The 13,108-nt window shown below is 66.4% G+C and carries 11 protein-coding genes and 1 pseudogene; 8 read left to right on the top strand and 4 right to left on the bottom strand.

Annotated features, from left to right (window positions below; translation table 11 throughout):
• Positions 1-64: 64 nt before the first annotated feature.
• The 3 genes from AB0M47_RS06960 to AB0M47_RS06950 are packed head-to-tail and all read right to left on the bottom strand — an operon-like array spanning position 65 to position 4,710.
• Positions 65-1,510, bottom strand: a complete 1,446-nt coding sequence (locus AB0M47_RS06960; RefSeq protein ID WP_363409655.1) for an arylsulfatase — start codon at positions 1,508-1,510, stop codon at positions 65-67.
• A gap of 58 nt (positions 1,511-1,568) precedes the next feature.
• Positions 1,569-3,170, bottom strand: a complete 1,602-nt coding sequence (locus AB0M47_RS06955) for a beta-N-acetylhexosaminidase (protein ID WP_363409652.1) — start codon at positions 3,168-3,170, stop codon at positions 1,569-1,571.
• Positions 3,163-4,710, bottom strand: coding sequence for an alkaline phosphatase D family protein (locus tag AB0M47_RS06950; protein WP_363409649.1), 1,548 nt, complete (start codon positions 4,708-4,710; stop codon positions 3,163-3,165). The genes AB0M47_RS06955 and AB0M47_RS06950 overlap by 8 nt, the downstream gene beginning before the upstream one ends.
• A gap of 169 nt (positions 4,711-4,879) precedes the next feature.
• Between AB0M47_RS06950 and AB0M47_RS06945 the strand changes: the two genes are divergently transcribed.
• The 6 genes and pseudogenes from AB0M47_RS06945 (at position 4,880) to AB0M47_RS06920 (ending at position 10,710) form a co-directional block, all read left to right on the top strand.
• Complete coding sequence (locus tag AB0M47_RS06945; RefSeq protein WP_363409646.1) at positions 4,880-5,959, top strand: LacI family DNA-binding transcriptional regulator; 1,080 nt, start codon at positions 4,880-4,882, stop codon at positions 5,957-5,959.
• A gap of 170 nt (positions 5,960-6,129) precedes the next feature.
• A complete protein-coding gene (locus AB0M47_RS06940; RefSeq protein WP_363409717.1) occupies positions 6,130-7,290 on the top strand; it encodes an ABC transporter substrate-binding protein in 1,161 nt (386 codons plus the stop codon).
• A 13-nt stretch (positions 7,291-7,303) separates the two neighbouring features.
• Complete coding sequence (locus AB0M47_RS06935) at positions 7,304-7,921, top strand: sugar ABC transporter permease (RefSeq protein ID WP_363409643.1); 618 nt, start codon at positions 7,304-7,306, stop codon at positions 7,919-7,921.
• A 12-nt stretch (positions 7,922-7,933) separates the two neighbouring features.
• Positions 7,934-8,230 (top strand): annotated as a pseudogene (locus AB0M47_RS06930) (sugar ABC transporter permease); the annotation flags it as partial.
• On the top strand, positions 8,227-9,087 hold the full coding sequence (locus AB0M47_RS06925) for a carbohydrate ABC transporter permease (RefSeq protein ID WP_363409640.1): 861 nt from the start codon (positions 8,227-8,229) through the stop codon (positions 9,085-9,087). The pseudogene AB0M47_RS06930 and the gene AB0M47_RS06925, both read left to right, overlap by 4 nt.
• Before the next feature lie 6 nt (positions 9,088-9,093).
• On the top strand, positions 9,094-10,710 hold the full coding sequence (locus AB0M47_RS06920; RefSeq protein WP_363409637.1) for an FAD-dependent oxidoreductase: 1,617 nt from the start codon (positions 9,094-9,096) through the stop codon (positions 10,708-10,710).
• A gap of 307 nt (positions 10,711-11,017) precedes the next feature.
• Here AB0M47_RS06920 and AB0M47_RS06915 read toward each other — a convergent pair whose 3' ends face one another.
• Positions 11,018-11,602, bottom strand: a complete 585-nt coding sequence (locus AB0M47_RS06915; RefSeq protein ID WP_363409635.1) for a TetR/AcrR family transcriptional regulator — start codon at positions 11,600-11,602, stop codon at positions 11,018-11,020.
• An 83-nt stretch (positions 11,603-11,685) separates the two neighbouring features.
• Here AB0M47_RS06915 and AB0M47_RS06910 point away from each other — a divergent pair, with 83 nt between their 5' ends.
• Positions 11,686-12,534 (top strand): aldo/keto reductase, encoded by an 849-nt coding sequence (locus AB0M47_RS06910; RefSeq protein ID WP_363409632.1) that lies wholly within the window; start codon positions 11,686-11,688, stop codon positions 12,532-12,534.
• Positions 12,531-12,869, top strand: a complete 339-nt coding sequence (locus AB0M47_RS06905) for a multidrug efflux SMR transporter (protein ID WP_363409629.1) — start codon at positions 12,531-12,533, stop codon at positions 12,867-12,869. Before AB0M47_RS06910 ends, AB0M47_RS06905 begins: the two co-directional genes overlap by 4 nt.
• Positions 12,870-13,108 lie beyond the last annotated feature (239 nt).

Raw genomic sequence — 13,108 nt, 5'->3', positions numbered from 1 at the left:
CCGCCCGATGACCGCGCCGACGGGTCGCGCCGGGACCGGGACGGCCGGCCGCACGGTGCGGTCCTTACCTCAGCCGGTCACGCAGGTGGGCCAGCATCGGGCTGACCGGCCGGCCGGGGACCAGCCGGGCACCGTCCGTGAAACCCTCCTCACGACCCGTCAATACCTTGATCAGTTCCGCCCGCCAGGGTCGTGTCCGGGCCTCGTCGTGGGCAATGTCGCGAAGTTCCGACGGATCATTTCGCAGGTCGAACAGCTGTTCACGGCCGGTGCTGCTGTGCCAGATGTACTTCATCCGGCCGTCCGTCAGCCACTGCAGCGACTGGCCGAGCAACGTGTGTTCGCCGTGCAAGATCTCGCGCCACTCGGTGTGCTCGCCACGAGCGAGGGGCAGGAAGCTACGGCCCTCGACGTGTTCGGGGATCGGTAGGCCGGCGCACTCCAGCAGGGTAGGCATGACGTCGCGCAATTCGACCACACTGTCATCGTTCACGGTCGGCCGGATTCCCGGCCCTGTCAGCAGGAGCGGTATGCGTGCCGAGCCCTCATAGGGGAAGCCTTTGCGGAACAGGTGATGGTCGCCGAGCATCTCGCCGTGGTCGGCCAGGAAACACACGTAGGTGTTGTCGCGTACGCCGTAATGGGCCAGCGTCTCCAGCAGATAGTTGATCTGTTGATCCACATGTGACATGTGGCCGTAGTAGGCCGCTTGTGCGCGGTGCAGGAGCCGCGTACCGATGTCACCGACGAACGTGGCCGGGTCGCGAGGATTGTCGAAGGCGCTGAACGCGTCTACCCAGTCGCCGATCGGCGGCGGGGGCATAGGCGCGTCGAGATACTGCTCCATCGCCCACGAGGGCGGATCGTAGGGGGGATGCGGCGCGTTGAAGGACGTGAAGAGTAGGAACGGTTTGTCCGTGTCGCGGCGCCGGAGGAAGTCAGCGGCCTGGGTGGCGACGAAATTGGTCGGGTGAACATGCTCCGGCTTGTCCCATGGCCGGGCGACGTATGAGTTGCTGTCCACGCCGTTGTCGAAGAATGTCGCGTCGCGGCCGAGTTGCTGCCGCAACCAGGGGAGGTAGTCGTCCACCTGGTCTGGGTCGATGCCGTGCTGGCGGGCCATCCGGATGATCCCTGTCGGGCTGTGCAGGATCACGTTCTGAAACCCCTGCTGTGATCGTTCGGGGTAGAAGTGCATCTTGCCGACGGCCTGCGTCTGGTAGCCGTGCCGGGTGAACTCGCCCGCCAGAGTGATCGGGTAGTCCCACGGTACGTAGTCCTGGTATCCGACTCGCCCGTGGGTGACTTGTCCAAGTCCGGTCATGAGCGAAACCCGGGCGGGAATGCAGGTGGGGGCGGCGGAGTACGCGCGGTCGAACCGGGCGCCGGACAGAGCCAGCCGATCGAGGAAAGGGGTTTGGACGACCGGATGGCCGGCCGCGCTCAGGCAGTCACCGCGCCACTGATCGACCATGATCAGCAGTACGTTGGGACTCGCGGAAGTGGCCATGTCGGGCGTCCTCACCTCTAGATCATCCTTTCGGTCCACGGTAGCGACTCTTGATCGATCAGATCCGGCGCCGGGCGCCGGTGCCACCACGCTGCCATGGCCGCGGTCCCTCCAGCGGCCGGTAGTTCACGTCGAGCGCTTCGAGCCGGCGCAGGTGGGCGCCGAGGCGGCGGACAAGCCCAGCCTGGTCGCGGCGCGCCGCCGGAGTCCAGCCCACCTCGGCGAGGGCGCTCAGCCGAGGAAACGCCATGTACTCGACCGCCTCGGGGGTGGGCAGGTACTCGGTCCACAGCTGTCCCTGCACCCCGAGCACCCGGCCGGTGAGGTCGTCGGGGCCGGTCGGGTCCGGGTCCCACGCGGCCACATCCTCGATGCGCGTCAAACCGCCGATGGCCAACGGTTCGTCTGTTTCCTCGGCCTGGTAGTAGTCGAAGTATGTCCGCTGCTTGGGGCACATGACGACGTCGTGGCCGGCCCGCATCGCCGCCAGCCCGTGATTCATGCTTCGCCACGCCATCACGAGGGTGTCGGCAGGCATGCCGCCGTCGTCGACGACCTCGTCCCACCCGACGACTCGCTTGCCCAGACTCACCGCGTGCGCATGCACGGTGCGCATGAACCAGCTCTGTAAGTCCTCGACCGAGCTCAGGCCGAGTTGCTCGGCGCGGCTCCTCGCCTTCGGGCTGCTGTGCCACTGTGTCCGAGGGCATTCGTCGCCACCGAGGTGCAGCCATGGACCGGGGAAGACCTCGGCGACGACGTCTACCACCGTCCGGGCGAAGGCGAGGGCTTGCTCGGTGGGGGCCAGGACATCGTCGGAGATCCCCCAGCGCGTGCGTACGCCCAAGGGGCGGCCGGTGTTGCCGAGCTCCGGGTAGGCCGCGAGCGCGGCCTGGACATGACCGGGCAGGTCGATTTCCGGCACGACGGTGATGGATCTCTGCGCTGCGTAGGCGACGATCTCCCGAAGGTCGTCGTGCGTGTAGTAACCGCCGTGGGGTGTTCCGTCGAATTCGCTGCCGCCGTTGTGTCCGATCAGAGTTTCGGCGCGCCACGAGCCGATCTCCGCCAGCCCGGGGAAGGACGGGATGTCCAGCCGCCAGCCCTGGTCGTCGGTGAGATGCAGATGCAGCACGTTGAGCCGATGCAGCGCCGCGAGATCCAGGAGCTTGAGAATGAACGACTTGGGCATGAAGTGCCGTGCGACGTCCAGGTGGACCCCACGCCAGGAGTATCGCGGCGAGTCGGCGATGTCGCAGCAGCCGATCGCGATCGGTTCGACAGCGCCGTTCGCCTGCCGCAGAGCTGCGGGCGCCAGCATCTGACGCAGGGTCTGAACCGCTCGTGCCAGGCCCTCGACCGCGTTGCCGGTCAGGCGTACCAGATGGTCTTCGACCGCGATCTCATAGCCTTCGGGCGAGCCGTCAGTAGCCGCTGGTCTTATCGACAGGACGATCGTGGCCGCTGGGTCCGACTCGGCCACCACGGGAACCCGGAAGCCTGCGCGGCCAAGGATGTCGTGCAGCAGCCAGGCTGCAGTGCGGGAGGCTCCGTCGGCGCCGATGGCGGTACTTGCGCCGACGCGGAAGACACCGGGCCGCTGCCGGCACATCGCCGGCAGCGGGACCAGCGCGTCGATGAGGTCGTGCGGATCAGGCACGGACGCCTCCCGGGTGCCCGTTTTCCACCACGAACGTCGCTCTGGTGGTGATCGGGGCGTCCGGGGTGGAGATGTATGGCACCACTCGGAAGTCGCTGCGCAGTTCCTGCGGCGTGACGGTGACCCGGTTGTAGCCGCGTTGGAAGTTGCAGAAGTGCATGTGCGGGTTGGCTTGCAGGTAGACCTCGCCGACCGGAAGCATGTCAGCACCGTCTTTCGCGGAGCTGATCGAGGTGCCGACGATCTCCACACCGACGACGGGCGACTCCGGATCGTCGTAGTCGGCCTTGAGGTCGAGGAAGTAATTGCTGTGCCGGTCGCCGGTGACGACGACAAGGTTGTCCACGCCGCGGTTGTGCGCTTCCGTCAGAACTAGTTCGCGCTCTACGGCGTAGGCATCCCAAGCCTCGAAGACCCGGATGACGTCGGGGTCGGGATCGCGGTCGACCTGCCCCATCGGCTGCTGATTGCCGATGATCTGCCAGCGGCCTGTCGACGACGAGAACCCGTCGAGCAACCAGTCACGCTGCGTGCCGCCGAGCATGGTGGCGTTGGGGTCGAACCGGCCGACGTGGGCCGAGCGCCACTGCCGGGTGTCGAGCATGGTGAAGTCGGCGAGGCTGCCGTAGCTGAGCCGCCGGTGGATGCGGATGTCCGGGCCTGACGGCATCTGCGTGTGCCGCAGTGGCAGGTTCTCGTACATGGCTTGGTACGCATCCGCTTTGCGTTGCCGGAACGTCGCGGGATCCTCGCCGGCGTGGGTGTCGGACCGCCAGTCGTCGACGACCTCGTGGTCGTCGAAGGTAGTGATCCAGGGGCACAGCGCGTGGGCGGCCTGCAGGTGGACGTCTGACTTGTAGAGGGCGTATTGCATCCGGTACTGGTTCAGATCGAAGCACTCGGTGTGCAGATGGTCCGGGAGCGGGTCGCCGTTGTGGAGCCGGGGATCCGCGACATAGGACGTTTCGTAGATGTAGTCGCCTAGATGAAGCACGAGGTCGAGGTCTTCCTCCGCCATGTGCTGGTAGGCGGTGTAGTGACCGCCCTCGTAACTCTGGCAGGACGCCACGGCGAACTGAAGCTGCGCGGGCATGCTGTCGGGCGCCGGTGCGGTACGGGTTCGGCCGACGGGCGACACGTTGCTGCCGACCCGGAACCGGTACCAGTAATGGCGTCCCGGCTCCAAGCCGTAGATTTCCGGGTGAACCGAATGGCCCAGTTGCGGTGTGGCGAAGGCGACTCCCGCTCGGACCACCTCGGTGAAGTTCTCGTCGGTGGCGACCTGGTATTGCACCGGGACGGTCTGGTCCGGCATACCACTCTTGCCGTCGGGCGCGAGCGCGTCGACGGCCAGCCGGGTCCACAGCACGACACTGTCCGATGTGGGGTCACCAGAGGCGACGCCGAGGGTGAACGGGTAATCCTTGATGCCCTTGGCCGATGCGCTCGCGGTATCCCATAGACCGGTGCCGAGCAGGACGGCGGTGGTGCCTGCGCCGGAGTATCCGAGGAAGCGACGCCGGGACAGTCGAGAAGTCATGTCGGCCAGTTTCAGTCCCCAGCGTGGGCGCGTGTCAAGATGCTGCGCTCACTAATACAAATTAGAAGGTCCGATGGCGAGTGATCCTGAATTTCACGTGGGGGCCTCTTGACTCCGCATAGCCGGAGGGCTAGCTTCTGCCTAATTCGAATTAGGAAGGATTATCGAGATGACTGGACGGCCACGGCAACGGGACATCGCCAGGCTGGCCGGTGTCTCTCAGACAGCCGTGTCGCTGATCCTGAACGGCAAGACCGCCGAGCACGGCCTCACGAAGGAGACCGAGCGCAAGGTGCTGGATGCCATGCGTCAGCTCGGTTACGTCCCCAACGTCACCGCTCAGGCGCTGCGCGGCGGTCGCAACGGCCTCATCGGTGTCCACACCTTCGAACCGCTGTTTCCCAACAAGGGCACCTACTACGACGAGTTCATGGTGGGCATCGAGGATCAGGCCATCCGGGCCGGACAGGACCTGGTGTTGTTCACCTCGGTCCACCAGCGTGAGGGCGACCAGAGCATCTACCGCGGCGGGCAGAACCGGCTGCGAATCGCCGACGGCGCCGTCATCCTCGGCTTCAACCAGCACGGCGAAGAGCTGGCGAGGCTGGCGGCAGAGGGATTCCCGTTCGTGTTCATCGGCCGACGTGAGAGCGCCGCCGACCTGATGCCCTACATCACGCCCGACTACACTCCCGCCGTCGGCAGCATGGTCGACCAGGCCTACCAGCTGGGACACCGGCATGCCGCGTACCTCGGCCTGCCGGATCGGTCCGAGCCACGGGTCGAACGGCGCGACGCGTTCCGGACCTTCTGCGCCCGAACCGGCATCGCCATCACCGAGGAGACGGTGGCCGAGCCGCAGGCGCTCACCAGCGATTGGCTCTCCGCCGTCTGCTCCTCCGGGGCCACCGTCCTGTTCGTGGAGAGCTCCTACCACCTTGAGGAACTCGCTCGATTGTCGGCCGAGACGCGCACCCGCATCCCGAGCCGGCTGTCTGTCGTCGGGCTCGACTCGATCGACGCCGCCGGCAACGCGACCCATCACTGGACTCACATCAGCGTGCAGAGACGTGCCATCGGTGCCCGCGCCGTCGAAATGCTCCTCGAAGTCATCGATGGATTGCGCGGCGTGCACGACCACGAGCACTACCCGTGCCGGCTCGAACACGGAGCCACACTCGTCCCCCCGCCGCGTGCTCGCGTCGCTCGGCCGAGAAGCGCCGGCCGACGGCGCAGCGACACCGACTGATCCGCCCCGACTCTTGAGAAGGACGCCACGTGAAGAGAAAACACATCCTCGCCGCGGCCTTAGCCGGCTGTCTGGCGGCTGCGCTCCTTTCCGGCTGCTCTTCGAGCGCGAAGCAGCAGAACGACGACAAGAAGCTCAGCGTCTGGTTCCCCGGCAACTCCGAAGCCGAGATGAAGCTTGTCAAGGAGACCATCGTGCCGGCCTTCGAAAAGGAGACCGGCACCGACGTCGAGGTGACCTACGTCGACTGGACGCAGCTGTCCCCGAAACTCAACGCCGCCTTCGCCGCGGGCACCGCGCCCGACGTCTTCGGCCATGGCATCGCCGCGACGGCGGATCTGGTGAAGAACGACCGGATCGTCGATCTCACCCCCTATGTCGACAAGCTGGCGGCCGCCGACCGCGACGACCTGAAGGTGGCGCTGACCGGCGGCAGGGTCAACGGCAAGCAGTACATCATGCCGATCGTGGCCACGGTTCGCCTGCTCGTATACAGCGGCAAGGATTTCAAGGATGCCGGTCTGAACCCGGACCAGCCGCCCAAGACCTGGGAGGAGGTCAAGGCCGCCGCCGACAAGCTCACCCAGCGGTCAGGCGGCAAGATCTCCCGCGCAGGTCTGATCATGCCCAGCGACGCCATCGGTGCGCAGCAGACATTCGCCACCTTGATGTGGTCCAACGGCGGTGAGCTGCTCAGCTCCGATGGGAGCAAAGCGACTCTCACCACGCCGGAAGCCGTGGCGGCGCTGGAGTATCAGGCGTCTCTATATGGCGGCGCCGCTGCCGTGGACAACACGTTGGGCGGCACCTGGAACACCGCGCCCCAGGCGCAGCAGCCGATCGCGACCGGCAAGGCATCGATGCAGTTCGCCGGCGCGGGCGACATCAAGAAGTTCCAGACCGCCGCACCCGACCGCGACCTGCGTCTCATGCCACCGGTCGGATTCGGGTCCAACAAGCCGCAGACGTTCGGTGGCGCGGCCAACGGCCTGATGATCAACAAGGACAGCGCCAAGCAGGACTTGGGCTGGAAGTTCATCCAGTACATGATCGACGCTCAGACGGGCCTCAAATACGCCGAGGCGTTGGGCGTGCTGCCGGTGCGCACCTCGGCCATCAACGCGCCTTACGTGACGGCCGACCCCGAGATCACCAAGGCTGTCGCGGCACTCCAATACGCACACGGGAATCCCAACGTTCCGGGCTGGGTCCAGATGCGCGACGCACTCGGCAAGCAGATCGAGCAGGTACTGCACGGCAAGGTCGACGCCTCCCAGGCACTGACTCAGGCAAACGCTGAAGTGGACAAGACCATTGCCGCAAGCTCTTGACAACGATTCCGTGGTGCGCCGCCCGGCCCGAGACTCGGGCGGCGCACCACGGGCGCGCAAGCGGCCGCGGCGAGCCTCTCGGCGGCTGGCGCGGAGCGGTCTGCTCTTCGTCGTTCCAGCCGCGCTGTACGTAGCCTTCTCCCAGCTCGGGCCCGTCGTGTACGGACTCGTGCTCAGCTTCACCAAATACAATCCGCTCAGCCGGTCCGGACCGCAGCCCGTGGGTCTGGACAACTACCGCTCGCTGCTCGACGACCCCGAGTTCGGTAAGGCGCTGCTCGTCACGGGCCGCTACGTGCTTCAGGTGCTGCCGGTCACGGTCGTCCTCGCGATGGGGTTGGCGCTGCTGGCCAATCGGGCCTTCCGCGGCGTAGGCCTCTTCCGCACCGCGCTCTACGTCCCGCACGTGGTCTCACTCACTGCGGTCAGCATGATCTGGCTGTGGATCTACTCCGATCAGGGCCTGGTCAACCAGGTTTTCGACTTCTTCGGTCTGCCGAGCCAGAGCTGGCTGCTGCAGGAGGGCTCGGCGCTCAACGCGGCGTCGGCGATGCGCGTCTGGAAAGCATTGGGCAGCAACATGGTTCTGCTGCTCGCCGGACTGCAGACCGTGCAGCGCGATCTGTATTAGGCGGCCCGCGTCGACGGCGCCAACGCGTGGCAGCAGTTCCGTGCTGTGACACTGCCCGGCATCCGGCCGATGCTCACCTACGTCATCGCGATGGACATCATCTATCTGGCGCAGGGCTTCCCCGAGATCTATGTCCTCACCCAGGGTGGACCGGTCGGCAGCACTACCACGGTGAACTACCTCATCTACACCGAGGCGTTCCAGTACAACCAGATGGGCAGCGCCTCAGCGATGGCGTTCGTGTTGTTCGCGTTCATCGCGGGACTCTCGGTGGTCGCCATCCGTCTGGGCCAAGGGAGGCGGCCGTGAACAGACCGCGAAGCAACGCGTACCGTTTCGTCATTCTGGCGGTTGCCACGGCGCTTGTTCTGCTGCCCTTCGTCTGGATGGTGAGCCTGGCGTTCACCCCGGAAGAGGACGCTTTCGCCTCCGTCCATCTCATCCCGGACAACCCGACGCTGGACAACTTCGTCGCCGCCGTCCAGGCGGCCAACCTCGGCCGTGCCTTCGTCAACTCAGCGGTCGTCACTCTCCTGGCGGTTCTGACCAACTGCCTGATCGCGGTGCTGGCAGGCTACGCCTTCGCACATCTTCCGTTCCCGGGCGCCAAGGTGGTGTTCTACGCGCTCATCTCGACCGCGGCCATCCCGGTGTCGGTGACGCTCATCCCGCTCTTCCTGATGGCGAAGAACTTCCCGCTCGCCGGTGGCAACGACGTGTTCGGCGACGGTGGGAGCGGTCTGCTCGACAGCCTGGGCGGCCTGGCGATCCCATACCTGATCGGCACGATGAACATCTTCGTCTCCCGGCAGTACTTCTCCAGCCTCGACCGCGACTTCGCCGAGGCTGCTCGGATCGACGGGGCGAGCGAGCTGCGCATCTTCACCCGGATATACCTGCCGATGGCTCGGCCGCTCATCGCCCTGGTCGCGGTGTTCTCCTTCACCAGCGTGTGGGACGACTTCCTGTGGCCGCTGGTCGTATCTACATCGGAGCGCAGCACCACGGTGCAGCTGGCCATCACCACCTTCACCTCCTCTGGGAACGTCAAATACGGCGCTTTGATGGCCGCCACGATCCTTGTCAGCATCCCCGTTCTGCTCATCTTCCTGATCAACCAGCGCGGCTTCATCTCCGGGCTGACCGACGGTGGCACGAAAGGCTGAACCGACGTGACATCCAACCAACCAGACGTCCTCATCATCGGTGGCGGCCTGGGCGGCGTCGCTGCCGCGCGTGCCGTTCTGATGCTCGGCCGGACCGCTGTGCTCACCGAGGATGGAGACTGGCTCGGCGGTCAGCTCACTACTCAAGGCGTACCGCCGGACGAGCACCCTTGGATCGAAAGCGACCTCGCCTCCGCCGGCTACCGCGAACTGCGTACCCGCATCCGCGAGTACTACCGGCGCAATTACCCGCTGACTGATCAGGCACGTGCCGACGAGCGGCTTAACCCGGGCGACGGCTTCGTCTCCGCGCTGTGCCACGAGGCGCGGGTCGCCGCCGCGGTGCTGCCCGAGATGCTGGCGCCATGGATCGCCAGCGGAGCGTTGACGATCCTGTACGGGCATCGGCCTGTCGCGGCGACCCGCGATGCCGTCCGGGTGACCTCGGTGACTCTGCGCGACCGGCAAGGCAACGACAAACGGCTGACCGGACGCCTCGTCGTGGACGCCACAGAGCTCGGCGACCTGCTCGAGTTCGCCGATATCGCGCACGTCATCGGCGCCGAGTCCGTCGGGGAGACCGGTGAACTGCACGCGCCCGATCAGGCAGACCCGCTCGACCAGCAGGCGATCACCTGGTGCGCCGCCGTCGACCACCGCCCGGGCGAGTCGCACGTGATCCAAGAGCCGATGTCCTACCGGGACTGGCGCGACACCGTCGACCCGCGGTGGCCCGGATCTCAGCTGTCGTGGACCGACGTGCACCCCATCACTCTGGAGGAGCGGCACCGGCCCATCTTCGCCGGGCAGCCCGAGGCTGCGGTCCACGGCAGCGAACGCGATATGTGGCACTACCGCCGAGTGCTGGCCCGGAAGCACTTCGACCACAGCTTCCGCGGCGAGGACATCACACTCATCAACTGGCCCCAGACCGACTACTGGCGACGGCCGCTGCTCGGCGTGGACGACGGCACGCGCCGGGCCGCCCTGCGGGAAGCACGCGAGCTGACGCTGTCGTTCGTCTACTGGATGCAGACCGAGGCGCCACGGGCGGACGGCGGCCATGGCTATCCCGGGCTACGCCTGCGCGGTGACGTCCTGGGGACACTGGACGGGCTGGCCAAAGAGCCGTACATCCGCGAATCGCGCCGGGTCAAGGCATTGTTCACGGTCACCGAGGCGCACATCGGCCGAGAGATGCGAGGCCGAGGCGCGGGCTCCGAGATCTTCCGTGACAGCGTCGGTATCGGCTACTACCGCATCGACCTGCACCCCTCAACCGCCGGGCGCAACTACGTGGACATCGGCTGCTTCCCCTTCCAGATTCCCCTGGGCGCGCTCATCCCCGCCACGGTGGACAACCTTCTTCCCGCCAATAAGAACATCGGCACGACACACATCACCAACGGCGCATATCGCCTGCATCCCGTGGAGTGGTCCATCGGAGAGGCCGTGGGCGCGCTGGCGGCCTACTGCCTCCAGAATGACCGGACGCCCGCGCAGGTCTGGGCTGACCCCGCCGACGCGCGCAAGTTGCAGGACATGCTGGCGGACACGCTCGGCGTGCCATTGGCGTGGCCGGACGACATCCGGTGCGGTGCCGGCACTGAGGACCAGGAATGAGGACACCGTGCCGACCCCGCCGCGCGACGACACCCTGCAGCTGTTCAGCCCCGCGGCGGGGGTGCCGACCTACGGCCGGAAGGGCGCTCCGCCCTGGCATCGTCCACACCGGGTCGGCGGCTCTAACCGGGCGCATCAGTCGTGGGCCCTTTGCCTGAGCGCGGGTGGTGTCGAATGCTCCAGCGTCTTGTGAGCTAGAAGGGCACTCGCCGCCGGTCCGGTCGGGCGCGGGTTCGGGGTGGGCTGACTCTGCGTCTCTGATTCGCCACGGCACACCTCGGCCCGACGCGGAGTTTCCCGACGGACGTCAGGTTCTGTCTATCGTGAGGACCGCTGCAAGGCGACCGAGTGCTTTCTTGATGTCGGCGACTGACTGCTTCCGTACGTGCCGTTGATACTGGTAGACCTCGGGGGCGAGGGGAGCGAGCAGCACGTCGGGGAGTGCGTCGTCGCGTACCCCTGCCTCTCGAATCTGTGAGACGACGAAGGTTCGCCAGAACCCGTAGGCGCCGGTGCTGAAACGGGCGGCGCCCAGTTCGGCTCCCAGGGCGAGCGGCAGATGCTGTTCCAACATGTCGACCATGGCCGCGTAGAAGGCCGTCAACCGTTCGTCGGGTGAGGCGCCTGGACCGAGTGGTGGCGGTCCGGAGAGAAGCTGTTGCTGCAATGCTCGCTCATGGACGTCGAGCAGGGCGACGGCGACCGAGGCGACGTCGGGGTACCGCCGATAGAGCGTGCCTCGTCCGACGCCGGCGGCGGCAGCGAGATCCGACATGGTGATCGATGGCCCCTGAGCAGCGAAGAGTTGTTCGGCGGCGGCCAAGATGCGTTGTCGGTTCGCGGCCGCGTCGGCTCGCTCCTGCGGCGATGTGTCGAGCAGCTTCTTCCTCACCCTCCCATGCTAACTGGACGCCTCGTCCACTTCGTGTATCGTCTGGTATCTGGACACGGTGTCCACTTATTGGAGGAGGCGCGATGCGCAACACGACGATCACCATCGCCGGCTACGAGGTGGGACGCGTCGGTTACGGCACGATGCAGCTCAGCGGACCGAAGGCGTTGGGCAGCCCCGTCGATCCCGAGGCCTGCAAGGACGTAGTTCGCAGTGCGGTTGCACAGGGCGTACGGCTCATCGACACGTCGGCGTACTACGGTCCCGAGATCGCGAACCGGCTGCTCGCCGAGGCGCTCGCCCCCTACCCCGACGAGGTCCTGATCGCGACGAAGGTGGGCGCTCGCCGAACCCCCGACGGTGGCTTCACCGCCGACGCGACGCCAGAGGCGATCCGTGGCGCGGTGCACGACAACCTTCGCCAGCTCCGCATCGACAGGCTGTCGCTGGTCCACGCGAGATACATGCCGGACAGCACAATCCCGTTCGAGGACACCGTCGGCGCGCTGGCCGACCTGAAGGACGAAGGGCTGGTCGCCCACGTCGGAGTTTCGAACGTTTCGCTCGACCTGTTCGAGCGTGCTCAGACGGTCACGCCTATCGCGTCGGTAGAGAACGAGTTTCGACTAGGACTCGATGCCGGTCGAGATGTTCTCGACGCCGCGACACAGCTGGGCATCGCGTATCTGGCGTTCCGCCCGCTCGGCAACGGCCTTCTGGTCGGGCCAGGCTCGCCGCTGCAGGCTGTCGCCCGGGCCGCCGGCGTATCGCCGGCAACGATCGCCTTGGCCTGGATCCTCGACCACAGCCCGACAATGGCGGTCATTCCTGGCTCATCGCAGCCGGAACACCTGGCGGCCAACCTTGCTGCGCTGTCGTTCGAGCTCACCGACGAGCTGCGAACCGAACTCGCCCGGCTGGACCTCTCGTGAGCATCGGCTGGATCGCCGTCGTCGCGGCCGGGCTTCTGGAGATCGCGTGGGCGCACAGCATCCGCCTGACGGAAGGCTTCACCAAACCGCTCCCGACGGTCGTCTGCGGCGTACTGACCATCGCAGTCCTATTGATCCTCAACGTCGCGATGAAGACCGTTCCCGTCGGCACCGCCTACGCGGTCTTCGTCGGCATCGGAGCGCTCGGCACCGCGATCGCCGGAATGATCTGGCTCCACGAACCCGTCAGCCTTCTCAGGTCGCTCGCACTCGCGCTCATCGTAGGCGGCGTGGTCCTGCTCCGGCTAACCGACGTCAACGCAGCGACCACATGACGCGACCGTCGGAACGAACGGGTCCGCGCGCCAACACCTCGACAAAGTTTCAGCCAATCATCGCGGGGAGGTGAGTGTTACCGCCTTGTAGCGCGGAGCCCGGTCGCAGCCCTTGCATCGGTGCGGTGCTGGGGCCGGAGACTAGCGCCGCCAACACCGGGTCGACGGAATTCGTCAGGCAAGGGGGGTGCATTCCCGGTGTCGAGGTGAGGGCATCGACGACCTATTGTAAGCCGTTT

Source organism: Hamadaea sp. NPDC051192 (assembly GCF_040682475.1).
Lineage (GTDB): Bacteria > Actinomycetota > Actinomycetes > Mycobacteriales > Micromonosporaceae > Hamadaea > Hamadaea flava.
This window is presented reverse-complemented; position numbering and strand designations above follow the sequence as displayed.